The following is a 24,231-nucleotide window of genomic DNA, read 5'->3' as shown; positions in this document are numbered from 1 at the left end:
ATGCTATCTGGTTGAAATTATAGTAAAATAGGAAAGAGATTTAGTTTTCAAACCAGGTGCTTTTTCTTTCGGTTAGGTTCTCTTTAAGATATATGAAGAGTACTTGAGATTAAGACTTTTAAATAATAAAGAATAAAGAAGGTATACACATGAAAAATAGTTGGAATGTTTTTTCGAATGATATGACGAACATAATACGTAATTGGGTGGCAGCTATTTTGATTGGAGGTCTCATCATATTACCATCATTATATGCATGGTTTAATATTGAGGCTTCCTGGGATCCTTATGGGCAAACCGACCAAATTCCAGTAGCTGTTGTCAATGAAGATGATGGGGGTCAGATTAGAGACGAAAAAATTAACGTTGGCGCCGATCTTGTTAATGAACTCAAGAGTAATGATTCAATGAATTGGCATTTTACAAATCGTGAAAAGGCAATGGAAAACCTGAAATATGGTGATTATTTTGCGGTGATTGTTATTCCGGAAGATTTTTCTGACAAACTATCAACGGTTATTACAGACAATCCAGAAAAAAGCAACATGGATTATTATGTAAACGAAAAGATTAATGCCATATCTCCTAAGATAACAGATAAGGGTGCCAGTGCAATTGTGGAGGAAGTTAGTAGCAATTTTATCTCTACAGTAAATGGTGTTATTTTTGATAGATTTGATGAGCTTGGAGTAGAATTAGATCAAAACTTGCCAGATATTAAAAAGTTTGAAAACTATGTTTTTGAGATGGAAAAACAGCTTCCAGAAATTTATGATACGACTACAAGCGGGTTGCAAGATACGAAAGATGTGCAATCTATTATTAATAAAGCGCAAGACATGATTCCAGAAGCTGAGCGGACAACGAATAATGGCCTTACGACAGTGAATGAAACAGAGGATTTATTATCAGAAGCTGAAAATCGTTTGAATGAGTTAGCACCAAAAATTGAAAAAGACATGGAGAAAGCAAAAGAAACTGCTGAAGATATAAATAAGGTTCTTAATGATGCTCAAAATGTGGATATCGATTTCAGTCAAGGTAAAGAACTGCAAGAAAATATTGATCAATCATTAGACAATGCCATTACTCGTATCGATGATATAGAAGCGAATTTGAAACAGTTGAAGGAAATGAATGAAAACCAACAAAATAGTAACAACGAAACAGAGAATGCAAATGGGAATGGGGATGATTCATCTCAACAGGGGGACAATAATCAAAACAACAATAGCAATCAGAATCAGGTGATCGACGAAGCAATTAAAAGTTTGCAAACAATTCGAGAGGCTCTTCAAGAGGCACAGCAGAACGGGCAAAACATTACAGATTTTATTGAGGATAAAGAAAAGCAAGTAAATTCTGTTATAACTGATTTAGAAGAATTGTCTGGAAATGCAGAAAACAGAATTGGGGAGTTTCTAACAGACTATAAAGAAAATATTGAACCAGTTGTCAAAGAGAAAATTAACAACGTACAACAAACACTATCTAATGCTAAGGAAATTTTATCCGAAGTTAACTCAACGATTCCAGAGGTGGAGAGAATCCTGTCAAACACAGAGAATCATATTAGTGAAGGGCAAGATAAGTTGAATACAATACTTGATGAGTATCCATATGTGAATACTAAAGTCAACAGTCTCGCTGACAAGATCCGTGAAATTCAGGGCGAAACAGATATCAATGAAATTATTGAGTTGTTACAGAATGATCCAGAGGCAGAAAGAAGTTTTTTTGAAGAACCAGTTCAACTAAGTAAGAATGAATTTTTTCCTATCCCGAATTATGGCTCAGCGATGACACCATTTTACACGGTTCTAGCTATATGGGTTGGTGGTCTTCTTCTAATATCGTTGTTGTCTGCAGATGTTCATGACAGAGTAGGTCTGACTGACAAGGCTCGTTATGTTGGTAAGTTGCTTACGTTCTTGACGATTGGACTACTGCAGACATTAATTGTTACGTTAGGTGATCACTTTATTTTGGGTGCATATATGGCACATCCGATTTGGTTTGTTATATTTGGCCTGCTGATTAGTATAGTATTTACCATAATTACTTTTACGTTGGTTTCACTTTTGGGTGATGTAGGAAAAGCAATGGTCATTGTCTTGCTTGTTTTGCAAATTGCGGGTGCAGGTGGCACATACCCAGTCGTATTACTACCTGAATTTTTCCAAGTAATTAACCCATTCCTTCCGTTCACATATGCCATTGATTTAATGCGTGAAGCCGTTGGGGGAATCATATGGAAAACAGCTATACACAATATGATCATTTTAAGTTCATTTGGCGTTGGTTTCTTTTTATTCGGTATACTATCTAAAAGAGTGGTTAATAAACAGACTGATAAATTGATGAAAAAGTCTAGAGACGCAGGTTTATTCCATTAATAATTATAAGTATATATAGATCTCTGAGTTATGGTGATTTGATCGTAGGTATGGGCCAATGCCTACGATCATTTTTTGTATTTAAATTATTAATTTTAAACTCGGCACCTTGCGTTTCTTTTTGATAAAGGGGCGTTAAATCAGTTGAGGTCATTTATGCGTTTATATTGGCCTTTTTGAACACTTCGTCCTGCCACAATTGATACAGATAAATGATTAAGGCAAACCCGACCATCATAGCAACAATAGCTAAAGTGGGGCAATGTTGATTCACTTGAAACAATTCCTATACGTTGCCATATCGGGTAAACGATATACATAAATAACGCGCCCAAAAGTATATTGACAGTAAAATATATCCAGAATTTTCGGAAAGTAAAATGGAATACCCAGATCACTATAACTAAATATGCTCCATACACCCATGGTACTGGGATGACTTTATCCCACCCAAACAGACTCGAATCTACTTCATTCCACCATCCGTAATGATAAGCCACTTGATATGCCAAGGTATGAATAACGGTCATAAATAGAGCGACTGGCATGTATCTACGTACAGTATCCATATTTAATAAAAACAAGGACATATAAGGCAATATCAAGAGTGACCAAAGAATAATCTGATTCATGAGGTTAACACTTCGCAATAGCTTTATGTGTAGTGTGACACTCTGTCCATCTATTTATTCGATAATAGTGACTGAACAACGAAGTGTTTATACATATTAACATTCCAATTGAAAATGTTTGCTGTTCACGGTGGTTAAAGGGGGCTGATCTAATTCTTTATATACATTATGATGGATCGTGCCATAAATAGAGGAGGGAATAGAGCGGTGCTTTTAACTCGAGGCAATCTATAAAAGGGTGGCATATTTAAACGGAGATAATTGACGTAACAGGAAAATAAATATTTCGTTTTCCTTCTTTACCATCTCCAATAGGAAAGACATAGTCGAATTCAAAAACCCCTTTGGAAAGTAGCCTATATTCAGAATGGAAATATCATTCCTGGGTGAAACCCTTTATTATTGCTCTTAATCCAGGTTCTTTTTAGGCCTTACTTTATGCTTCCTGTCTTTGACTTCGGTAAATATGTTATCTGGCGTATTTGTTTGAGTTGCTGATATTTATTGTGGATGATATTCTTTACTTTATTCTCTACTGGTCAAAGGATAAGCACACGCAGAGCGTCTTCATTACATAATCCAATCCCGTATGATCATTAACGTCGTACGGGATTGTTTCATGCAGTATGAGCATGTTTATGTGAATCGGACTTTTTTCTTTAAACTTTACATATCATGATCTGTTTTTTGTTTTTGCCCTGAATGATTGTGTTGTTTGACTTTGTGTGAGCCTTGCATGGGTTTACCATACGGCTGTTTCGGACTCTTTGGATAAGTCTGGTTTTTCCTGCTGTTTAGGCCCTTTAGGTTTTCCACTTATTAACGATCTCCTCCTTGTTGATTTGCGTATAGCTTGTGACAAGGGAAAGGGATCTATACAGAGAAAGGAATCACTAGTGAATGAAAATGATCAATAATGCAAAGGTTATATCATATCAATTACAATGAGCGAGTCGCATTTAATGGTTAAATAGAGATGTTAATGATGTGAAACGTTCAATGAATTAAATTTCGGTGGTACACATGATGATTCGACACATCGTTTATCTAAAGATGGTCAACCACTTTCAACATTCTTTGGCCAATCGTCATTTGGTACATATGCCGTTGCTCACGAGCGTAATGTTGTCAAAGTCGATCAAGATGTGGATCTAGCGTTATTAGGGCCTTTGGGATGTGGGATTCAAACAGGAGCAGGTACTGTTCTGAATTGAATTAAGCCAGAGTTCGGTTCGGCTATTACGATTTATGGAGCAGGAGCAGTTGGTTTAAGTGCAATCATGGCGGCTAAATTAGTTGGTTGTAAAAAGATTATTGCCGTTGATGTGCACGATTCACGACTGGAGCTAGCAAAAGAGCTTGGTGCAACACATACCTTAAATGGCTCAAAAGTTGATGTCTTAGAAGAGATTAAAGAATTAACTAACGGCGGCACGACTTATGCAGTGGAAACGACAGGTGTTCCGGAAGTTGTTCGCCAGAGTTTACAAGCATTACGTCCCCTAGGTGTATCGGCGATCGTGGGTGTGACGCCAGAAATGGATATCGACGTGCATAATGACTTAATGGCTGAAGGAAAAACAATGGTCGGGGTCATTGAAGGTGATTCAGTACCCAATGTCTTCATTCCAGATTTAGTTGAATACTACAAAGCAGGACAATTCCCGTTCGATAAACTGGTTAAATTCTATGACTTTGAAAACATTAACCAAGCCTTTGAAAACTCTAAAAATGGTGAGACAATTAAACCTATACTAAAAATCAACCGATAAAATAGAGGTGGACTTTACACCTTTCAAGCAGTTCATAGCTGTTTGGAAGGTGTATTTTTTATGCGAGTGGGGAGGTGATTTGTTATACAAATCAGAAAATTATCAAGTATTACAGTGAAAAAGATTGTTGAAATATGTTGTTAATACTTTGAGATAGAATTGGCTTATTGGAAAAATCTCGTCATAAACACTTAACGCGCCTGTAACCACAAAGCCTGTCACAACGTGTTATGATGTGGCTTGTAAGACATTAAAGGAGGGAAACACCCATGAAAAAACTAGTAGCTTCAATTGCTACAGGTGTTATTATTGCGGGCGCTACAGCAACTACAGCATCTGCAGCAAGTTATGAAGTAGAATCAGGCGATACGCTTTGGGGCATCGCAAAAGAAAATAGCACAACAGTAGAAAATATAGTTGATATAAACGATTTAGATACAACGATAATCTATCCTAATCAAACACTAGAGCTTGATCAATCCAATGCTGTTGAATCATATACAGTTGAGAGTGGCGATACATTATTCGCCATTGGCCAAGAACACGGAGTATCGGTTCATGAACTTAAGCAATGGAACGAGCTTAATTCAGACCTCATTATCGTTGGACAAGAACTTAATCTAGATGGTGCTAATGTACAACAAAGCACAAATGAATCAACGTCTGCATCAGCTAATAGTTCATCCAATGAATCTAGTCAATCTCAGGAAACAGCTGAACAAGACACATCAGATGACGTTCAACACACATCTAGCAACAATAATGAATCGTCAGAAGAACAGTCTTCTTCACAGAATGACCCAGAAGGACGAACAATCTCAGTATCAGCAACAGCCTATACAGCTGATTGCGCAGGATGCACAGGTGTGACAGCAACGGGCGTCGACCTAAATGCTAATCCAAACAAGAAAGTAATCGCTGTTGATCCAGACGTGATTCCATTAGGTACAAAAGTACACGTTGAAGGCTATGGTACTGCTATTGCTGCAGATACTGGTGGCGCTATTAACGGCAACAAGATTGACGTTCACGTACCAAACAAAAGTGAAGCATACGACTGGGGCGTCCGCACAGTCGATGTAACGATCATTGAGTAATCACTCAACGTAACAATTGAAAACAATAGTTAAGAGATTATAAGAAGCGCAGTACTTGCCAGGTAAAATGGTAAGTTACTGCGCTTTATTTATGGATTCTGTGAAAGTTTCAATGAATCACACCAATAGATTTAAGCATTATTTATCTGAAATTTTAAATTTCTTATCATATAATTGTTATTATGTTGATGAATTTGAGGAGGTTATAATATGTCATTTAATTTAGTCTTAATCAGACATGAAGAATCAGAAGCAGACATACCACCAGTTAGACATGAAGGACAAGCAGATAATCCTTTAACGAACAGAGGGCGTAAACAGATCAAAAAGCTAAGTGAATTCACCACAAGCAACTATTCATTTGACCGTATTTATTCTAGTACTTTGAAACGTGCGAAAGAATCAGCAAAAATCATTAATCAGGATATGAATAGTGAAATAGTTTTCCTAGATGAGTTAATGGAAATGAGTAATGGAGTTCTAGCAGGTATGACTAAGGAAGAAGCGAAAATTAAGTATCCATTACCAATGGATAGGAGACCACACGAGTCTGTAGAAGAAGGAGAAAGCCTTATCGATTTTAAATATCGTATAGAGAACATACTCTCAAGAATAAAAGCTGAAGCCGAAAGAGAAGAGTTGGCGCAAATTTGCATCGTTGGGTATGGTGGAACCATTTCGATTATGATCCAATTGCTTTTACAGATCCCATCATTTAAACATGGCTTTATGAGTGGTGATGCGGGGATTTCAGACCTTACTATTCATAGTGATAAGGTAATGATTAATTTCCTGAATCGTTAATGATAGTCGCTTGATATAATGATTAATCTGTTAAGGAACGTACGTTCTTGTTTTGTGTGATATTATGCTATAATAGTCATAACAAAACTTTTCGAAAAGGAGATGTTGGCTGATGGAATATGAATCGGATATTCTCATATACCAAACCGAAGATGGTCATACGAAGATCGATGTTAGATTAGAAGATGAAAACGGTTTGGATGACACAGAAGGAGATTGCGGAGCTTTATCAAAAAGGTGTTAATACAATTAATGAGCATATTAAAAATATTTATGCTGATGGTGAATTGTCTGAATCAGCAACTATTCGGGAAAACCGAATAGTTCGATTGGAAGGTGAACGACAAGTAGAGCGTAAAGTATCATTTTACAACCTCGAAATGATCATAGCGATTGGTTATCGTGTTCGTTCCCACCGTGGAACACAATTTCGTAAGTGGGCGACAGAGCGGATTAATCAGTATTTAGTTAAAGGCTTTGCGATGAATGAAGATCGCTTGAAAGATATACGTCATTTTGGGCAGGATTATTTTGATGAACTATTAGAACGTATTCGTGATATTCGGGCTTCTGAGAAACGTTTTTACCAAAAAATCACCGATATTTACGCGACTTCAGTTGACTATGATCCTCATGCACAATTGACACAAGATTTCTTTGCAACGGTTCAAAACAAATTGCACTTTGCGATTCATGGCAATACGGCAGCAGAACTAATTGCGAATCGAGCTAGTGCTGAGCAAGATAATATGGGACTCACATCGTGGAAAGGTGACAAGGTAAGACAAAAGGGTGTAATTGTAGCGAAAAATTATTTAACGGAAGATGAATTAAAATCACTCAATCGTATTGTAACCATGTATTTGGATTATGCAGAGGATCAGGCTGAGCGTAAGCAGCCTATGCATATGAAAGATTGGATGGAGAAACTTAATGCTTTTTTACAATTTAATGATCGAGAAATTTTAGAGGATTCAGGAAAAGTTTCTCAAGCTGTTGCTAAAGAGGTTGCATTGGAAGAGTATGAGAAGTTTAATCAACAGCGAGTGGAGCAACAAACGAATGATGATTTTGAGGCGTTTCTTGAAAGCCGGAACTTGAAGAAGTAGTCTGCTTAGTTATAGATTGGACAATTAAGAAATGTAACGTGTTTTGTAAATTTCAGCAGGGCATATATTTTGTGAGCACTTTGTTCTCCAGAACACTGTATCTAATTAAAGCGATATGTTTGGGACTGGGTAGCTAAATCGGCTGGATACATTGCACAGGGGTGGCAGCTTGGGCCCTATTACAAAAGAAAAAGGTGGTACATACATAATGAATACAAAATCTATTTTGATCTTTTTCCTAGTTTTTGTTGTTTTACAAGTAACAGAAGGGTTAAATTTAGGAAGTAATTGGCTCGTTACTACATTAGTTCAATTTGTAATTTGCTTTGTAATTTTTATTGTTTTTTCACTAATGTGGACAAGAATTACAAAGAAAAAAACTTAAGAAAATAAATACAAAGAAGATCTTCAAGAGCAATCAGCGATTGGCGACAAACAACTCAATATCTTAAAAGAACTTAACTGGGTTTAACAATGTTTCACCATTATGATGATGGGGCTCACAGGAGCAGGGAAAACGCATTTATCTATAGTGTTGCGCGTTCACACTGTCGAGCAAGGCTATCAAGTGTCATTTATCTCAATGAACCATCTCATGTACGTTTTGAAAACACGTGATTATATCACAAAATCCAAAACACGCTACAAACGCATTATGGATTCTGACTTAATCATTATTGATGATGTCATGTACATGACTTATGAGTCACAAGAGGCCAATCTGTTCTTCCAGTTTATTTATGATAAGAATGATAAGGCTGCATTCATTCTGATCTCTAACAAGGGCCGGGTGATTGGGGGGGATTTTTAGGCGATTATACCTTCACGACGGCTATATTAGATCGATTTCTTCACAGAAGTGAAGTGATTACATTTAGTGAAAAGGCTGATAGCATTCGCATGAAGTACCGACAATCTATTTTCGAGGATTAAATGAACACACGACACGTCAGTTAGCTAGACTGTTTAATCTTATTTGTGGAAAATTGTTTAATTCTAGTTGACGGTGATAAGAGATAACTGTTCTGGGCAGAAAATCTTACCGTGCTTTTTTGTGAATGAATGAGCGAGCGATTAAACAAATTCTAAACAAAAGTTTGTAATTTTCATTTAAAAACTTGACAATTACTTGATCACATTATATCTTTTACCTACAGACAAAAAATTGCCTCTAGGCAAAATTTATAACCTTAGTAAAAGAATGAGATTTTTTACTTATTCAAATATTTTAGGGTAATGATAGGTTTTGGTATAAATAACCAATGATCTAAATTTAGCTAAAACAAAACATCTATTTACACCTAAAATAACTAAAGAAGAATATTTTTTTAGTTATTTTTTTGCCCTCAGGCAATTTTTTTGTTCAAGGTTAAAAAAGTGATGCATAAAGATATAACTAATCAACTTTTTCTGAGTTAGATTGTTTTATATTTTGCCAAACGGAGATATTAAATGGTTTAGATTACAGAGGTTGAAACGATTAAGGGAGAAAAATGACTTATGAGTTTCTCTGATAAAACAAATTAAAATAAGCGAAAAACATAAGAAGTGGAGGAGAATAATGGTGAAACAAAAATTGTGGTTAGTAGGATTAGTATGGTCATGTATTCTGATCGTGATGGCCGGTTGCAATAAGGAACAGAGCGATAGTAATGCAGATGATGAAAAGGTTAATGTGGTAACAACCATTGCACAAATTGGAGAACCCTTATCAGTTATAGGGGGAGACCGAATAGAAGTAGAAAGCTTAATGGGGCCTGGAGTGGATCCACATGCTTACAATGCGACGCAAGGGGATATTGCAACAATTGAAGAAGCAGATTTGGTTTTCTACAACGGGCTGGATTTAGAAGCGAATATGATTGAAATATTCAATGAAATAGGGCAGTCAAACCCCGTTCTAGCGATAGCGGAAACTGTGCCCGAAGAGGCTTTAATAGAAGAAACGGATGGAGCAGTTGACCCCCATATTTGGTTTAACTTGGATCTTTGGCAAGACGCTTTAGATTCTGCGGTTGAAGAATTAAAAGAATATTCACCAGAAGATGCCGAGTATCTTGAAGAAAATAAGCAAGAATACTTTGCAAAAATAGATGAGGTAAAACAGGACGCAGAAAAGTTAAAAGATATTCCGGAAGACCAAAGAATTTTGGTAACAGCACATGATGCCTTCGGTTATTTCGGGGAAATGCATGATTTAGAAGTAGTTGGGCTTCAAGGGTTAAGTACGGAAGATGAGATAGGTGTCTCTGATATTAATGACACGATTGCGACTGTTGAAGAACATGAAGTGCCCGCCATTTTTGTTGAAACAAGTGTTAATCAGGATTCTATTCAGGCGGTTATTGAAGGAGCCGAAGACAAAGGGTTAGATCTAGAGTTGGGTGGTGAGCTCTTCTCTGATGCAATGGGAGAACCAGGAACTGAAGAAGGGACCTATTTAGGCATGTATCGCCACAATGTAAATACAATCTATGAAGCTTTGACTGAAGGGAATGATTAATATGACACAAGCCGTACTAAATGTGGAGAATTTGGCCGCTTCTTACAGGAAAGATACTGTCTTGTATGATGTGAATTTTGACATGAAAGGTGGCACATTGACTGGTGTGGTTGGTCCGAATGGTGCAGGGAAATCTACTCTATTAAAAACCATTTTGGGTCTTCACCCTTCATTAACGGGTTCGGTTAAATTCTTTGAACAGCCATTAAAAAGAGTGAAAAAAAGAGTTGGTTATGTCCCTCAACGGGGTTCCGTTGATTGGGACTTTCCGACAGACGCTTTAGATGTTGTAACGATGGGGTTATATGGGCAAATCGGATGGCTAAGATGGCCATCTAATGCCCATAAAAACAAAGCATATGAGGCGCTTGATCGAATGGGAATGGCGGATTATGCACATCGTCAGATTAGTCAACTTTCAGGTGGACAGCAGCAACGTGTGTTCTTAGCACGTGCTCTAGTCCAAGAAGCAGATTTATACTTTATGGATGAACCAATGGCAGGCGTAGATGCAGCGACAGAACGAGCGATTATGGCTATGCTGAAAGAATTGAAAAACATGGGTAAGACGGTGATGGTCGTTCATCATGACCTACAAACCGTGAGAGACTATTTTGATCATGTTCTTTTATTAAATCGCACAATAGTTGAATATGGCAAGACGGAGAACATTTTTACAAGAGAGAACATTTCACAGACCTATGGCGGAAATATGCGCTGGATGGGAGAGGAGAATCACCATGTGGAGCATGCTCACTGAAAGTAATACACAATGGGTATTATTTAGCACGATGATTCTTGGGATTGCTGCAGGTGCAATAGGCTGTATTGCTTATTGGAAAAAACAAAGCTTGATGAGTGATTCTCTAGCGCATGCATCATTACCCGGAATTGTTATAGCTTTTCTTCTTCTTGGAGAAAAAAACTTTCTTCTATTGACCATTGGAGCAGCAATTAGTGCTTTGGTTGGCGCAGTCTTTATCCAATGGGTGATTTCTACTACTAGAATAACGGAAGATACAATGATGGGAATCGTTCTATCCGTTTTTTATGGTTTAGGCATTATGCTTTTAACGATAGCCAATCGGGTTGGTGGTGGAGAACAGAGTGGTTTGGATACATTTATAGTCGGTCAGGCAGCAGCTATGGTCTACACGGATGTCATCACCATGCTAAGTCTGGCTATAGCCGTGATCCTCATTATAGTTGTTGGGTTTAAAGAATGGAAAATCTATCTTTTTGACCCTCAATTCGCTAGGGGAGAAGGGTTATCGCTCACTTTTATGAATGGACTGTATACACTCGCTCTTGTAACGACAATAGTCATTGGAATTCAGGCTGTTGGGGTCATTTTAATTGCTGCTTTACTTATCATTCCACCAGTTAGCGCTCGGTATTGGACACAGTATTTCAAAATGATGCTTTTATTATCAGGTTTATTCGGAGGTATAGCGGGAGTGATTGGAACGCTTATAAGTACGTTTGGTAGCGGCCTTCCAACTGGACCATTTATCGTCGTTATCGCGACGACACTATTTGTGATATCACTTATTTTTGGTAAAGAAAAAGGTATTCTTATTAACTATATACAGTTTAAAGTGCATCAAAAACAGGTGAATCTTAATCAACTAGAAGAAAGGGGAGAAAGTCGATGACTCATGCAGCCTGGATCATAGTAACTGCTTCATTAGTTGGGGTATCCTGTGGTTTGATGGGCGTTTTCTTGATACTTAGGAAAATGGCTATGATGGCTGATGCTATTAGTCATACGGTCCTACTAGGAATCGTTGTTGCTTTTCTAGTTACGCGTGAAATAAGTGGTCCTCCTATGCTTATCGGAGCCATATTGGCAGGGTTGCTCACGGCCTTTTTGGTACAATGGCTTCATTCCATGGATATCCAGCAGCACGCATCAATGGGGATTGTATTTACGACCTTATTTGCCGTGGGTGTCATCTTAATAGCGACTTCTGTCGGGAATGCCCATTTAGATATCAATCATTCTTTAATGGGTGAAATCGCGTTTATCCCTTTTAATACGACGGAGCTTCCTATTGTTGGTGAAATTCCAGAAGCGACCGCATTATTGATTTTTGCCTTCTTAATCGTGTTGCTCTTTATTGTTGGGTTTTATAAAGAGTGGAAAATTACATCATTTGATCCAGCGCTGGCGGCGAGTTTGGGTATCCCAGTGTTATTAATGCATTATCTTTATATGACCCTTGTATCAATTACGACTGTTGCTTCTTTTGATAGTGTAGGTGCTATTATGGTTGTTGCTATGCTCATCACCCCGGCTGCATCAGCTTATTTATGGACAGATAAACTTTCCATTATGCTGGTATTGAGTGGCCTTTTTGGCGTGATTTCTGCTGTGACGGGGTATTATATCGCTACTTGGATTGATACATCTATTTCGGGGGCGATGGCATTCGCAGCTGGGTTGGTATTTTTGATTTGTTTTGTTTGCTCTCCTAAACATGGACTGTTATCAAAAGTGATTCGTCCAATAAAAAGTGAAGTATAACAATTTCATTCTGGGATAGTGTTTTGACATTGATTATACCTGAATTGCAAATTCTAGGAATAGAACAGTGTGCTCTTGGAACTGGAGGCGCTGCGAGAGGGGCTTTGTCTATTATATTTATTCTTCCACCAGTTGTATTGCTAGGGATTCTATTCGTTAATAATAGACAAGAAGGTTAGAAATTTTTATGAAGAGTCAAATAGCACTCCTAAATGGGGTGCTTTTTTAGTTTGTTGATCTTGAAGGGACATATCAATTTACTGAACGGGTGAAAACTTATATGGAAAAGTATCTGCTTCACCAAAAGTGATGAAAGTATTCCTGATATGGAAGTCACGAATAACAAAATTTGGGTATTAAAACGACGCGGCAATGGTTATCGTGTTCGTTCTCATCGTGGAACACAATTTCGTAAGTGGGCGACAGAGCGTATTACTCAATGTTTAGTTAAAGGTTTTAGGATGGATGATGATCGATTGAAAGATTTAGTCATTTTGGACAAGTTTAATTTGATAAACTATTGGAATGTATCTATCATATTCGTGCTTAAGAGGTCCAAGTTTCATAAATATTTCCTAAAGGCATATATACTGTAATCACTACCGTTATAAAGGAGGCACCTAAATGCGTTTAATGCAACTGACTTCCAGAACCTGTAGAAAAAGTATTTCGCCTTATAAAATTTAGAAACTAGTAAATGTTTCATAGTCATTTTTGATTATTTTAATAATTTCGACAAATTATGACATGATTTGTATATTTGAGTATGTAATAATGTAACAAAACAACCGAAAAGTACCACTCTGAATTAATTTAATTCTCTAATAACATGTTCGGCTAAGCTTTAGCTATCCAGAAATCATCAATAATACACCATACTATGAAATAAAAGAATTGTATTTCTTAAAATGTGTAAAGTCATAAAAAGGAGTTTATTATGCTGGAATTAGAAAATATACATTTTTCCTATGACAAGAAAACATCTGTATTATCTGACCTAAGTTTAAAGGTAGAACAAGGTGATTGTCTAGCCTTAATCGGTCCAAATGGATGTGGAAAAACAACATTAATTAAGTTGATTTGTGATCTTCTTGAAAAACAAAAGGGAACTATAAAGTTAAACGGTACAGACACTCATGACTTAAATGTGAAGCAAGAAATCCTCTATTTACCAAGTGATGATATATTACCAGAGTTTCTGACTGGACGTGAATATATAAAGCTTATGCTCAAAATGTATTCTGTTGTTTTGGACAAGGAGGAGCTTAATAGATTGGTGAGATATTATTCCTTCGAATCAGCATTAGATGTGTTGATAGAAGAATATTCAAATGGTATGAAGAAAAAGGTTCAACTTATTGCGGCTATGTTAATATCTCCTAAGGTGATGATAATAGATGAAACACTAAATGGCATGGATGTCGAGTCGAGAGAGATTACTAAATTGCTCCTCTTGAATTTTATCAAACCAGAGAAGACAGTAATTATGTGTTCCCATGACTTGAACTTACTAGAAGAAATGTGTAACAAAGTGGTAATTTTATACGGCGGAAAGATACATACCCAAGAAAATATTGAAGATGTTCAAAAAACAACAAGTTTACTTTCAGTCTTCAAAGAGATTATAAATCACGATGAGTTGAAAAAGGAAATTGATTGGGATCAAAACAAAATTAAATTTAACGGTGAAAATAATGAGATTAAAACCAATTAAACATCTGGTTCAATTATATAGCACATTTTTTGTACGCAAAATTTTAAATTTTGGCGTTTTGAAAAATCCGATTATTAGAGTCTTGTTATTCATTGCGTTTTTTCTTTTGATGACTGTTATTTCATTATCCGTGTTTATGTTTTTTTCTGAAGCTGTTCAAACTGAGGAGATTGTACGCTTTCTGTTAAATACTTATTCTAGCACCATTATACTGTGGACCATCGTTGTGACTATTTTTCTTAAAGTGATTTTTTCTAAAGTTGATAGTTTTCTGAGAATGACTATCAACTTCCCGGTTAGCAATAAGGAGCGAAATTTCTCTGTATTCCTGTATGAGACGTTTATTTCCTTTGCTGTTATTTTCCTACTCTCGTTTTCAGTTGTGTTATCAATGTTGCTGATTCACCAGTTAGCTTTTATAGATATTTTGGTTGTTAATTTATTGTATGTTAGTACAATAACTTATTTGGGTTTACAGGTTGTTTCCAGATTTGTGTCCTTTGTATGTTTTCATTTACATATGCAGAAATTATTTCACATTATTAATATATCTATTCTGGTATTAATTTTTTCAGTTGTTTTTAGAAAAGCACAAAGCCTCGTAACCGATTTATCTAATGATTTAATTCAGGGGACCAATGAAACAGATAGTATACTGTTGCTTTTTCAGTTAGCCCATGAAGAATATGGTTTCTTACTAACTACTATTATATATCTTAGTCTGGTTATTGTTTTATTAGGTATGATTATTGTAATTCCAGACCAATCCCATATGTCGAATTCAAAACATATTCTAGTTTTTGATTTTAACACAAATTCTATGTTGAGGTCTTATGTACTGAGTACAGTCCGAAATATGAATACGTTAAACACAATTGCACTTGTTTATCTGGCTGCATTAATTATGATTCTTTTTAATCTCAGTGAGTATATTTTATATACGACTGTGATACTTAGTTTTAATAGCATTTATAGTTTTATACATTCTCAAAATCTTAGAAAAGTACTGTATAGATTTAATTATTTAGCCTGGAAGGATTATCTTTATTTAATAACATCTCAACTTATCATTATTTATTCTGTTTCACTACTGTTATTTGTTCCAGGGCTTATTACAATTCAATCAATGATTCATCTCATCATTCCATATGTTGTTGTTACATTTAGTGTACTAATATTTGTGCTTGCAGGGATTTTATTTCCGCCATATAACGATAATCCATTTTCGGTGATTACGAGCATTGCTGTAGTTACAATCCCTATTCTTGTGATTGGAATTTCGCTTACTTTCTTAAACTTAGACCTATGGTTAAATATTGGTACTCTGATTTTTTTCTATACTGTGATTGTACTGTTCAGTGTACAAGGCTTAAATAATATGAAAAGAGGTTTTCGAAATGAAACGTTTGTTCACGTATATTAATAGTCTGATAGCGGCAATCGCTACAACACTATTTATCCTTACAGCAAGTTTTCTTATTATGCTTTTTAGCAGTGGGGAAGAAGGCTATCGAACTATTTATTTTGGAAGTCTTTTCTTTAACAGTACTTCAACATCTGAGGACACACTTGAAATGGAATTCGGTGTCGCCGATGGGCTTCCCATTTTGATAACAATAGCTATACTTTTTGTTTTATTTTTAATTATATTATTGTTTTTTAATAAAAGAAAGCAGGCGTCGGCGTGATCAAAACTTATCCTCTTCATAAAATGTCTTTGCTGCTTTTATCAAAGTTAATCATGACTCATTATAAGATCATGATTATTGCAATTTTATTGTTTACTTTAATACCGTTGACAGTTGTTACAAACTGGTCCATGGCTTATTTTATATTACAATTTCATATAATTTTTTTCGGGGGATTTTGGTTATCCTTTATCATTCATGAGTATCTACATGTATTACTTCTTAAAAGAAGTAAGAAAAAGGGTGAGGTCGAGGTAGAATTGACGTTGCTCAAAATGACGCTTTATCCAAAGTTTAAACTAACTTCTAACGAAATGATAAAAGTAGCGATTCTACCACTGATTTTTCTATTTATCTTCGGTCTCGGTCTAATTCTTTTGGCTAAATGGTCAAACCAAACATTTGTAATGGTTATTGGTTTTTTATACACATTTCACATGATTAATCTCATTCCACCTCTTGGTGATGGAATGATGTTAATAAAAGCAATTTTTAATAAAAAATCTTCACTTGAAAGGAGGTGAGAAAATTGGTATTAGCTAATCGTTTATCACTATTTATTGCACTGACTTTTCTATCTTGGAAAAATGACCTAAAAGGCATGGTTGAAGAACGTAAAGTGCAATATGATGGATGGTTTGTAGTGTTGCTGGCAGTGCTTTTAACACTTGCATTCTCAATTGCTTCAGGTTTAGCCGTATGGTGCGTCGTTCACCAAGGAGGTAGTTTTACTGGTGATTGGCAATGGGAGAAGTGGGGAGTAAGTGTAAAAGCTGAATGTGCAACGTAATATGGGGGCCTTCTAAAGCTATTAGCTTTAGAAGGCTATTTATTTATGCAAACAGGGAAGGTTTAAGCTTCCTGTAAACATCGCTTGTAGCAAGAGTTTTATGAATAGTATATGGTAAATCATGCCCTACTATTTAAAAAACTCTCTGGTAACTTTATAAAAAATAAAATAATGAATCGACAAAATGGTAAGAAACACGTAAACCAACATATAGGCTTCAACATTAATGGAAGCTATATGTAAAAAGAATGCAATCACTGTCAATAACGGAATAACCGTTGTATAGAACATATAAATTCGCTTCGTTGCTGTAGCATAAATTTGTTGTGTTCCCTCATCTTCTTCATTGATTTCCGGTGGCTTCAATGATAAGGCGTTACCTTTGGTCCACTTTTGAAGGTAATAAGTGTATATGATTAAGAATGCAGAGAATCCAATGACCCCTATCATTACTATTGCCATAAATAAATGAATTTTAAACCCATTTATTGTCACAATCGCAAGGTTTGTATTGTTCATGATGAAATTAATATAACCGATAAAAAGTAATAAGACCAGATAAAAGCAAGCCATTATGAGTGGGTGATAGAGCTTAAATTTATTCATAAGTAATCATCCTCACCTAGCAAAAATAAATCCTCGACATTGCATTGAAACACCCTTGCCAGCTTGATTGCAAGCAGAATTGAGGGGATCATTTTCTCTTTTTCAATAAAGCCAATTGTCTGTCGAGTTACACCAATAAGTTTAGCCAGTTTGTCTTGAGAGTAGTTATAACGAGCTCTATACTCCTTAATCCGATTCTTCATCATGATCTCTCCTCAAATATAATTGTATAGGATATTTGTCATTTTGTAAAGTATATTTACGTGTAGGTGAATGTTTAATTAGTAAAGTGTACAACTGAAAGATAAGAGTCTTGGTAAAGGAGAAAATCATTTAAATGGTTACTTAATTTAACTTAAAATAATTCTGCTTTCAATTAAAAAGGGGGGGCGACTGATGGAACATGAATCGATTATTCTCATATACCAAATCGAAGATGTTCATACGAGGATTGATGTAAGATTAGAGGATTGAACGGTGTGAATGACACAGAAGGGGTTTGCAGAACTTTATCAAAAGACGTGAACACAATTAACGAGCATTTCAAGAATTTATATTCTGATTATGAACTACCTGAAACAGCATATGTTCGGAAAAACCGAATAGTTCATTTAGAAGGTAATCGCCAATTGGAACGTATTCGGGCTTTAAAGACACCTGTTTCATAACTATTTGCGAAGGGCATATATTTTGTAAGTATCCCCGTTCCAAAGGAGGCACCTAGATGCGCTTCAATACAACTGACTTTCAAAACCTGTCGGAAAAGTCATTAGGCTTGATGTTAACTGGGTTTGTCGCGCTTTTCGTCTCGTTTTACATTTTCCTTTCGCTTGCGGATGACGTGTGGGAAGATGAAACGTTTAAGCTCGATGCAATGGTGAAGAAGTTCATCGCGTCATTTAATACGCCATGGTTAACAGATATGATGGGTTACATCACGGAAACGGGATCTGTCCTGTGGCTTACAGTTGCGACGATTTTAGTTGTCGTGTATTTAGTGTTGTTATCGGATAAGAGTTATTGGGTGGCGACATTTTTAGTGATTAATATGCTAGGAATCAGTGGTTTGACGAAAGGATTGAAGTTATTATTTGAACGTCAGCGCCCGGAAACGCTTGAACAGTTTGATGGGACTGGCTTTAGTTTTCCGAGTGGCCATTCGACGGGAGCGATTACCTTTTATGGCTTCATGATTTATTTGGTCGTCATCTGTAAGCTAAGTAAAGGGTGGAAGTGGGTCATTAATGGATTTCTTACGATATGGATTCTGTTAATCGCACTAAGTCGTGTGTTTGTAGGTGTGCACTATATCACGGATATTATTGCTGGATTAGCCATTGGACTGGCATGGTTACTTGTTTGTATCGTAGCTTTGGCATTGTTGCGACGCCGCTAAATAAAAAATTTAACAAAGTATTATTTTCTCGTTTAATACCTTTTTAATCGTGGGTATAGGTTAGGCAGCTGGATGACGTATGCATAACCAAGTTATGAGGTGAATATGATAATTGCGATGATTCAGCACGATTTGCGATTAGGAGGGTAGCGATGCGATTTGCGGGTGTCGGGTTAGTAATGCTAGCTGCTATATGCTGGGGTATAACCGGCGGAATTGCCGATATATTAATGTCTAAAGGGTGGAGCCCATTAGTCATTTCGTTTTACCGAGGGGCAATAGGGGTTGTCTTTTTTGTTATATGGTTAATGTTTTATCTTAGGCGAAAATGGTTTATCTCACGCCGATTTTTTATCTGGTCGTTTTTAGCTGGTATTGGTGTAGCAGGTAATTTCACATTTTATTTCCTCAGTATTCAATCCTCGAGTATCGCAGTTGGTGCGACGCTAATGTATACCGCACCTATATTCGTTTTGTTAATTTCCTTTGTCTTAAAATTGGAACGTTCTACATGGTTTAAATGGGGTTGTATTGCTTCAGTTCTAGTCGGGATCGCTCTTCTCACAGGTGCCTACAATCCTAGTGCGATTTCCGTAAGTCTTATCGGTGTGTTAGCAGGGCTTGCCTCAGGTATTTCCTATGCTGTGTTTATTTTCGGTTTCAAAAATGCTGCCTCACTTGGAAAATCACCGATGACTCTAACGTTTGCTTTCCTCTCATTTTGTTTCGTTTTATTCTTCTTTATAGACCTTGAAGAAGCAGCAAATGTCGCCACTTCGAGTGATATTGGTTGGTTTCTATTGTTAGGTGTTCTTGGCGCTGGTGTTTCATTTATCATCTATTTAGTCGGACTTCGTATGACAGCTCCCACAACAGCTTCTATGGTCGCAATGTTAGAACCTGTGACAGCTTCATTATTTGGTGTGCTTCTCCTAGGGGATCATTTAGGACTTATTCAACTTCTTGGTATGGTACTGATTTTAGTGACGGTGATGTTACTGAGCGTGAAGCAGTCAGATTAATGCGATTAGATCGTCTATGCAAACGCTGGGGGACTGTTCGTGCTTATCATTAGCCCTATGATGATAATAGTTTATAGAAACCCGTTGCTTTTCCTTCAAAACCTAGACTCGTATAAAATTGGTGCGCATCAGCTCGTTCTCCGCGATTTCCACTATTTAATACGAGTCTACCTGCACCTTGTTGTTTTGCCCATTCTTCAGCTTGTTGGATTAACTCTTGGCCAATACCTTGCTTTCGGTAATGGGAATCCACGACTAACGCGACTATCCGTACATAATCGTCATTCTTTTCGTAATGATAACCTAATTCACCCATTAATTTAGTTATTGCAGATAAATCTGTCTCTTGAGCAGGTCTAATCATTTTCGCGCCTCCTTATTAGCTTAACTAACTGGTTAAATAAAAATTATAAGATGAAGTGTTGATACTATAATACTTAAAAACTTAACAAAATGAAACAAGAATTATCTCCTCAGAACAGCTTATATTTTAGGCTTTTTGACTTCCTGTGATTAATCATAGATGTTAAGGATGAAACCATGAACCTACTTCACGAGTCTTATAAAAATTGAAACATATTAGTTTGAATAAGGGGAAGGTTAAACGATGTCGTTTATTCCGTACCTTGTGACAGTTGTTGGTTTATCTTTGATCTTTACTTGGGTATATAATGGTAGTGGCGGTGTTGTCTTATTTCCGATGCTGGCTCATGCAACTGCAAACCTTCCATCGTTTACAACGACTTCAGGAAATGTGTCAGAAGCGGTGACATCAATCGCAAACATCTTACATCCAACGTCATTTGTGGTAGTTGGATTGATCCTGCTTGTGATTCAAAATCAATTTCGCCCACGTAGATTGACTTAAAAAATGGCGATCTTTTTCAAATATACATCATCCATTCATCATAGCTTGAAATATCGCAAATCAATATAATAGAGGTCCGCCAATCAAAAGGAGATTTTAAACATGAACACAATGCGAACTTGGGTCAACATACGCGATAGTTTTTGGTTTTTGCCAGCCATATATAGTCTGCTAGCGCTTATAGTCGTGACCTTTACCAACTTAATCGATACGTTGTTTATTCCAACCATTAAAGATCAAATTCCATCGGGTTTATTTGTGAGCAGTAGTACCGCTTCGAGTCTTTATAGCTCGCTTATTACTTCAATTTTGACAATGACAACGATCAGTTTCTCTACAATCATGGTGGTCTTAACCACTTATTCAACTCAGTTCTCACCACGAACGTTACAGGACTTTATGAAGAGTCGTGTAACGCAACACGTACTAGGTGTATTTTCATTCGGATTTATCTATACATTGATTAACTTGTTAGTGCTTGGAACTGATGGACCTAAAGGGCTTGTAGGGCCATTTTCTACTGTATTAATTGCTATTATTTCACTTGGATTCTTTCTATTATTTATTCACCATGCATCACGTTATTTACAAGTGAACAATCTGATTGGTCAGATTCGCGGGGATGCATCTACACTAATTCATAATACATTTCGTGAGAAAAGTTACACTGAAGCAACTGAGTGGGACGAGAATGAAGTGAATGGGTGGAAACAGTATACCCGTCATGTTGTGAAGGCTAATCAATCTGGTTATTTGCAAGGTATTGAAATTGAAGGGTTGCTCCAATTTGCTAAGCAACATGAGTTATTACTCTCTTCAGTCTATCAAGTAGGCGATTATGTACAAAAAGGGGCACCAGCCTTCTACTATTGGAAGAAGAATGGAGAAGAAGCAGATGAGTCTGTAAAAGATTGCAATCGTTACACTCTAATTGGTAATGAACGCACAGACGTCCAAGATATTGAATTTTCCGTACAAAAACTTGTAGAAATAGCTGTGAAGGCGACTTCCCCAAGTATTAATGACCCTCATACAGCCGTTAACTGTATTAATCGAATAGGCTCATTTTTATCAGAATTAGCTTCTGTTCATCAGCCGATTCGTTATTATGGAGATCAGGATGGACATTTGCGTTTCATGATGGAACCGAAGAAATTCGAGGACTATCTATATAAGAGTTTCTACCAAATTCGATTATACGGCAAGAAAGACTTAACGGTTATGGATGAGATGCTTCAAGCGCTTTATCGAATTGCGATCACGAACGAAGATCATATCAAACGAGACACATGGACGTTTGCGAAATACGTTATGGAATCGACTGATATTGAGGAAATGCATGAACTTGATTATGAACGATTTTATCAAACATGTTGGAAAATAGCAGAAGTATGTGACGAAGAGCTTCCGGAGAACATGGATAAGTAAACTAAAAATAGAGAGATGGCGTTGGCCATCTCTCTATTTTTTTTGCTAATTAACGTTTTACCATGCCATAAAATACATAACTAAAATCATTCGAGTAATCGTGATAAAGTTTGATTTCTTGGCGGAACATAGTTACGACATCTAAAGCGTCTGAGACATTTGAGTATTGTTGTTCCAATGTTTTCAGGTTTGCTTCAAGAGGATTGTAATAACCCTCTGTCCAATCTTCTTTAGGTAAAACAAATGAAAATTGATAATCATAATGATGTTCGATAATTTGATTAATTTTGTTGGGAATCGTATCAATGTCAGCGTAATCCTCTTCCCAAAATCTCTGATTTCAGAAGACAGGTTATCATGCATCCATGACACCTCACTGCAGACTAAATAGCCACCTGGTTTTAATAGAGACTTCCACTGTTCTAACCCTGCTTGAAAACCTGCAATATAAATTGAGCCCTCAGCCTAAATAAGATCGAATGATTCCGGTTGGAACGCCATTTCGAACATGGACATATTAATAGCAGTGACTCGATCGTCTAAACTTTGACGCTTTGCTCTTGCCGTTAAGTCATCCAAGGTTGTCAATGTTTTTGTGGCGAAAGCATATAGGTTACTTTACTTAAAAAGCAGACAATTATATTTTCGATTGATATTTCCCGGGAAATTTTTCGACAAAAAACACGAACCCCTTACTTGAAGAGGTTCGTGTTTTTATTAATCTTCTTCAGTTAACTCTGTTAAATCAACTTCAAACTCTTTCGGTTCATCTTCGTTTACATAAAAGATCGTAGCTTTCTGTGTATCATCGTTTACTTCTTTAATATAAACGTATTTACCGTTGTAAAAGACGTCTCGCATATTTGGATCATCTTTAATGTCTTTTGCTTGCATTAAGTTCATAAGTTATTCCTCCTTACCTAAGTCCTTATTCTACCATTACCGAAATAGACTACGTTCAAACATGTAATATCAAAAAGATTTATATTGCTGAAGCAATTATCTTGAATTAAAGATAATTTTGTATTAAGGTAGTAGATGTGTGAAAAACATCACACTGTTTTATAAATTCTTGGACCAGGAAGGGGCAAGAGTTTTGGGGTTAATCAGTAAGTTGTTTGGAAAGAATAATGAAGAACAAGAAACAAAGGAGAATGATCAAATGTCAAATGTAAAATTAGCTGTTATTTTTTATAGTATGAGTGGCACAAACTACCAACTAGCTAAATGGGCAAAAGAAGGCGCAGAAGCACAAGGCGCTGAGGTTAGAGTACTTAAAGTTGAGGAATTAGCACCTCAATCAGCAATCGAGGGAAATGAAGCATGGAAGGCAACTGTTGAAGCAACATCTGACGTACCTGTAGCGACATCAGATGATATCGAATGGGCAGATGCGATGATCTTTAGTACCCCAACTCGTTTTGGTAACTTACCTGCTCAAATGAAACAGTTCCTAGATATGCAAGGTGCACTTTGGGCAACTGGTAAAACGGTTAATAAAGTGGTAAGTGGTATGAGTTCTGCTCAAAACCCTCACGGTGGCCAAGAAGCAACGATCTTATCACTATATACATCTATGATGCACTGGGGCGCTATTATTGCAGCACCTGGTTATTCAGACGGATCGATTTTTGCTGCTGGCGGTAACCCATATGGCACGAGCGTAACAATCGATCAAGATGGCAATATGACTGAAGATGCTGAAGAAGCTGTTAAACATCAGGCAAAACGTACTGTATCTGTTGCTGAAGGTGTTAAGCACATATAAATAACGAATGATTATAGAAGGTCTAACTTTTTGGGTTAGGCCTTCTTTTTTTGGGGAATGTCACTAACAGATGGATGGTTCGAGCTAAAATCACATTCATTAAGATATTGA

At 36.6% G+C, this 24,231-nt stretch carries 26 protein-coding genes and 2 pseudogenes; 23 read left to right on the top strand and 5 right to left on the bottom strand.

The window, feature by feature from the left end; genetic code table 11:
• Window positions 1–149: 149 nt before the first annotated feature.
• A complete protein-coding gene (locus ACKXGF_RS14130; RefSeq protein ID WP_411954330.1) occupies window positions 150–2,396 on the top strand; it encodes a YhgE/Pip family protein in 2,247 nt (748 codons plus the stop codon).
• A 1,298-nt stretch (window positions 2,397–3,694) separates the two neighbouring features.
• On the opposite strand, the gene ACKXGF_RS14125 is transcribed toward ACKXGF_RS14130, so the two are convergent.
• On the bottom strand, window positions 3,695–3,844 hold the full coding sequence (locus ACKXGF_RS14125; RefSeq protein WP_411954329.1) for a small acid-soluble spore protein P: 150 nt from the start codon (window positions 3,842–3,844) through the stop codon (window positions 3,695–3,697).
• Window positions 3,845–4,014: 170 nt separating this feature from the next.
• On the opposite strand from ACKXGF_RS14125, the pseudogene ACKXGF_RS14120 reads away from it, so the two are divergent.
• The 16 genes and pseudogenes from ACKXGF_RS14120 to ACKXGF_RS14045 form a co-directional block, all read left to right on the top strand.
• Window positions 4,015–4,800 (top strand): annotated as a pseudogene (locus tag ACKXGF_RS14120) (NAD(P)-dependent alcohol dehydrogenase); the annotation flags it as partial.
• Between the two features lie 269 nt (window positions 4,801–5,069).
• On the top strand, window positions 5,070–5,897 hold the full coding sequence (locus ACKXGF_RS14115) for a LysM peptidoglycan-binding domain-containing protein (RefSeq protein ID WP_411954328.1): 828 nt from the start codon (window positions 5,070–5,072) through the stop codon (window positions 5,895–5,897).
• A 210-nt stretch (window positions 5,898–6,107) separates the two neighbouring features.
• Entirely contained in the window at window positions 6,108–6,701 is a 594-nt protein-coding gene (locus tag ACKXGF_RS14110) for a histidine phosphatase family protein (RefSeq protein ID WP_411954327.1), read from the top strand.
• A 112-nt stretch (window positions 6,702–6,813) separates the two neighbouring features.
• Complete coding sequence (locus ACKXGF_RS14105; RefSeq protein WP_411954326.1) at window positions 6,814–6,945, top strand: hypothetical protein; 132 nt, start codon at window positions 6,814–6,816, stop codon at window positions 6,943–6,945.
• Window positions 6,902–7,810 (top strand): virulence RhuM family protein, encoded by a 909-nt coding sequence (locus ACKXGF_RS14100; protein ID WP_411954325.1) that lies wholly within the window; start codon window positions 6,902–6,904, stop codon window positions 7,808–7,810. The genes ACKXGF_RS14105 and ACKXGF_RS14100 overlap by 44 nt, the downstream gene beginning before the upstream one ends.
• Before the next feature lie 487 nt (window positions 7,811–8,297).
• Window positions 8,298–8,621: an ATP-binding protein gene (locus ACKXGF_RS14095; protein WP_411954324.1), complete on the top strand. Its 324-nt coding sequence runs from the start codon at window positions 8,298–8,300 to the stop codon at window positions 8,619–8,621.
• 23 nt (window positions 8,622–8,644) lie between these two features.
• Entirely contained in the window at window positions 8,645–8,743 is a 99-nt protein-coding gene (locus tag ACKXGF_RS14090; RefSeq protein WP_411955603.1) for a hypothetical protein, read from the top strand.
• 628 nt (window positions 8,744–9,371) lie between these two features.
• Window positions 9,372–10,313, top strand: a complete 942-nt coding sequence (locus ACKXGF_RS14085) for a metal ABC transporter solute-binding protein, Zn/Mn family (protein WP_411954323.1) — start codon at window positions 9,372–9,374, stop codon at window positions 10,311–10,313.
• A gap of 1 nt (window position 10,314) precedes the next feature.
• Entirely contained in the window at window positions 10,315–11,073 is a 759-nt protein-coding gene (locus ACKXGF_RS14080; RefSeq protein WP_411954322.1) for a metal ABC transporter ATP-binding protein, read from the top strand.
• Window positions 11,054–11,968, top strand: coding sequence for a metal ABC transporter permease (locus ACKXGF_RS14075; protein ID WP_411954321.1), 915 nt, complete (start codon window positions 11,054–11,056; stop codon window positions 11,966–11,968). The genes ACKXGF_RS14080 and ACKXGF_RS14075 overlap by 20 nt, the downstream gene beginning before the upstream one ends.
• Entirely contained in the window at window positions 11,965–12,840 is an 876-nt protein-coding gene (locus tag ACKXGF_RS14070; RefSeq protein WP_411954320.1) for a metal ABC transporter permease, read from the top strand. Before ACKXGF_RS14075 ends, ACKXGF_RS14070 begins: the two co-directional genes overlap by 4 nt.
• Window positions 12,841–13,214: 374 nt before the next feature.
• Window positions 13,215–13,325 (top strand): annotated as a pseudogene (rhuM, locus tag ACKXGF_RS14065) (RhuM family protein); the annotation flags it as partial.
• Between the two features lie 452 nt (window positions 13,326–13,777).
• Window positions 13,778–14,554, top strand: a complete 777-nt coding sequence (locus ACKXGF_RS14060) for an ABC transporter ATP-binding protein (protein WP_411954319.1) — start codon at window positions 13,778–13,780, stop codon at window positions 14,552–14,554.
• Window positions 14,535–15,977 carry a hypothetical protein gene (locus ACKXGF_RS14055; RefSeq protein WP_411954318.1) on the top strand — a complete coding sequence of 481 codons (1,443 nt, stop codon included), beginning with the start codon at window positions 14,535–14,537 and terminating at the stop codon, window positions 15,975–15,977. Before ACKXGF_RS14060 ends, ACKXGF_RS14055 begins: the two co-directional genes overlap by 20 nt.
• Before the next feature lie 261 nt (window positions 15,978–16,238).
• Entirely contained in the window at window positions 16,239–16,766 is a 528-nt protein-coding gene (locus ACKXGF_RS14050) for a metalloprotease family protein (RefSeq protein ID WP_411954317.1), read from the top strand.
• Between the two features lie 5 nt (window positions 16,767–16,771).
• Entirely contained in the window at window positions 16,772–17,032 is a 261-nt protein-coding gene (locus ACKXGF_RS14045) for a hypothetical protein (RefSeq protein WP_411954316.1), read from the top strand.
• 129 nt (window positions 17,033–17,161) lie between these two features.
• Here ACKXGF_RS14045 and ACKXGF_RS14040 read toward each other — a convergent pair whose 3' ends face one another.
• Window positions 17,162–17,638 carry a hypothetical protein gene (locus ACKXGF_RS14040; RefSeq protein WP_411954315.1) on the bottom strand — a complete coding sequence of 159 codons (477 nt, stop codon included), beginning with the start codon at window positions 17,636–17,638 and terminating at the stop codon, window positions 17,162–17,164.
• Window positions 17,635–17,841: a helix-turn-helix transcriptional regulator gene (locus ACKXGF_RS14035; protein ID WP_411954314.1), complete on the bottom strand. Its 207-nt coding sequence runs from the start codon at window positions 17,839–17,841 to the stop codon at window positions 17,635–17,637. Before ACKXGF_RS14035 ends, ACKXGF_RS14040 begins: the two co-directional genes overlap by 4 nt.
• A gap of 276 nt (window positions 17,842–18,117) precedes the next feature.
• On the opposite strand from ACKXGF_RS14035, the gene ACKXGF_RS14030 reads away from it, so the two are divergent.
• From ACKXGF_RS14030 to ACKXGF_RS14020, 3 genes are all read left to right on the top strand, one after another.
• Window positions 18,118–18,306, top strand: a complete 189-nt coding sequence (locus tag ACKXGF_RS14030) for a hypothetical protein (protein ID WP_411954313.1) — start codon at window positions 18,118–18,120, stop codon at window positions 18,304–18,306.
• 56 nt (window positions 18,307–18,362) lie between these two features.
• Complete coding sequence (locus tag ACKXGF_RS14025) at window positions 18,363–19,034, top strand: phosphatase PAP2 family protein (protein WP_411954312.1); 672 nt, start codon at window positions 18,363–18,365, stop codon at window positions 19,032–19,034.
• Between the two features lie 152 nt (window positions 19,035–19,186).
• Complete coding sequence (locus ACKXGF_RS14020) at window positions 19,187–20,056, top strand: EamA family transporter (RefSeq protein ID WP_411954311.1); 870 nt, start codon at window positions 19,187–19,189, stop codon at window positions 20,054–20,056.
• Between the two features lie 55 nt (window positions 20,057–20,111).
• Here ACKXGF_RS14020 and ACKXGF_RS14015 read toward each other — a convergent pair whose 3' ends face one another.
• Window positions 20,112–20,420 carry a GNAT family N-acetyltransferase gene (locus ACKXGF_RS14015; RefSeq protein ID WP_411954310.1) on the bottom strand — a complete coding sequence of 103 codons (309 nt, stop codon included), beginning with the start codon at window positions 20,418–20,420 and terminating at the stop codon, window positions 20,112–20,114.
• 243 nt (window positions 20,421–20,663) lie between these two features.
• Between ACKXGF_RS14015 and ACKXGF_RS14010 the strand changes: the two genes are divergently transcribed.
• Entirely contained in the window at window positions 20,664–20,924 is a 261-nt protein-coding gene (locus ACKXGF_RS14010) for a hypothetical protein (RefSeq protein WP_411954309.1), read from the top strand.
• A gap of 102 nt (window positions 20,925–21,026) precedes the next feature.
• Window positions 21,027–22,352: a DUF2254 domain-containing protein gene (locus tag ACKXGF_RS14005; RefSeq protein WP_411954308.1), complete on the top strand. Its 1,326-nt coding sequence runs from the start codon at window positions 21,027–21,029 to the stop codon at window positions 22,350–22,352.
• Between the two features lie 717 nt (window positions 22,353–23,069).
• Here the strand turns inward: ACKXGF_RS14005 and ACKXGF_RS14000 are convergent.
• Window positions 23,070–23,255 carry a small, acid-soluble spore protein, H family gene (locus tag ACKXGF_RS14000; RefSeq protein ID WP_411954307.1) on the bottom strand — a complete coding sequence of 62 codons (186 nt, stop codon included), beginning with the start codon at window positions 23,253–23,255 and terminating at the stop codon, window positions 23,070–23,072.
• A gap of 259 nt (window positions 23,256–23,514) precedes the next feature.
• Between ACKXGF_RS14000 and wrbA the strand changes: the two genes are divergently transcribed.
• Complete coding sequence (gene wrbA / locus ACKXGF_RS13995) at window positions 23,515–24,120, top strand: NAD(P)H:quinone oxidoreductase (protein WP_411954306.1); 606 nt, start codon at window positions 23,515–23,517, stop codon at window positions 24,118–24,120.
• Window positions 24,121–24,231: the final 111 nt, after the last annotated feature.

The organism is Alkalibacillus sp. S2W (assembly GCF_046764385.1).
In the GTDB taxonomy this organism is placed as follows: Bacteria; Bacillota; Bacilli; order Bacillales; family Alkalibacillaceae; genus Alkalibacillus; species Alkalibacillus almallahensis.
Note: the sequence above shows the minus strand (reverse complement) of the source record. Positions and strands in the feature narration are given on the sequence as shown.

Coding starts and splice junctions, on each gene's coding strand:
- wrbA (WP_411954306.1), top strand. CDS start 23,515: ATGTCAAATGTAAAATTAGCTGTTATTTTTTATAGTATGAGTGGCACA.
- ACKXGF_RS14130 (WP_411954330.1), top strand. CDS start 150: ATGAAAAATAGTTGGAATGTTTTTTCGAATGATATGACGAACATAATA.
- ACKXGF_RS14025 (WP_411954312.1), top strand. CDS start 18,363: ATGCGCTTCAATACAACTGACTTTCAAAACCTGTCGGAAAAGTCATTA.
- ACKXGF_RS14010 (WP_411954309.1), top strand. CDS start 20,664: ATGTCGTTTATTCCGTACCTTGTGACAGTTGTTGGTTTATCTTTGATC.
- ACKXGF_RS14055 (WP_411954318.1), top strand. CDS start 14,535: ATGAGATTAAAACCAATTAAACATCTGGTTCAATTATATAGCACATTT.
- ACKXGF_RS14080 (WP_411954322.1), top strand. CDS start 10,315: ATGACACAAGCCGTACTAAATGTGGAGAATTTGGCCGCTTCTTACAGG.
- ACKXGF_RS14085 (WP_411954323.1), top strand. CDS start 9,372: ATGGTGAAACAAAAATTGTGGTTAGTAGGATTAGTATGGTCATGTATT.
- ACKXGF_RS14005 (WP_411954308.1), top strand. CDS start 21,027: ATGAACACAATGCGAACTTGGGTCAACATACGCGATAGTTTTTGGTTT.
- ACKXGF_RS14095 (WP_411954324.1), top strand. CDS start 8,298: ATGATGATGGGGCTCACAGGAGCAGGGAAAACGCATTTATCTATAGTG.
- ACKXGF_RS14115 (WP_411954328.1), top strand. CDS start 5,070: ATGAAAAAACTAGTAGCTTCAATTGCTACAGGTGTTATTATTGCGGGC.
- ACKXGF_RS14060 (WP_411954319.1), top strand. CDS start 13,778: ATGCTGGAATTAGAAAATATACATTTTTCCTATGACAAGAAAACATCT.
- ACKXGF_RS14100 (WP_411954325.1), top strand. CDS start 6,902: ATGACACAGAAGGAGATTGCGGAGCTTTATCAAAAAGGTGTTAATACA.
- ACKXGF_RS14035 (WP_411954314.1), bottom strand. CDS start 17,841: ATGAAGAATCGGATTAAGGAGTATAGAGCTCGTTATAACTACTCTCAA.
- ACKXGF_RS14075 (WP_411954321.1), top strand. CDS start 11,054: ATGTGGAGCATGCTCACTGAAAGTAATACACAATGGGTATTATTTAGC.
- ACKXGF_RS14000 (WP_411954307.1), bottom strand. CDS start 23,255: ATGAACTTAATGCAAGCAAAAGACATTAAAGATGATCCAAATATGCGA.
- ACKXGF_RS14040 (WP_411954315.1), bottom strand. CDS start 17,638: ATGAATAAATTTAAGCTCTATCACCCACTCATAATGGCTTGCTTTTAT.
- ACKXGF_RS14110 (WP_411954327.1), top strand. CDS start 6,108: ATGTCATTTAATTTAGTCTTAATCAGACATGAAGAATCAGAAGCAGAC.
- ACKXGF_RS14070 (WP_411954320.1), top strand. CDS start 11,965: ATGACTCATGCAGCCTGGATCATAGTAACTGCTTCATTAGTTGGGGTA.
- ACKXGF_RS14105 (WP_411954326.1), top strand. CDS start 6,814: ATGGAATATGAATCGGATATTCTCATATACCAAACCGAAGATGGTCAT.
- ACKXGF_RS14015 (WP_411954310.1), bottom strand. CDS start 20,420: ATGATTAGACCTGCTCAAGAGACAGATTTATCTGCAATAACTAAATTA.
- ACKXGF_RS14020 (WP_411954311.1), top strand. CDS start 19,187: ATGCGATTTGCGGGTGTCGGGTTAGTAATGCTAGCTGCTATATGCTGG.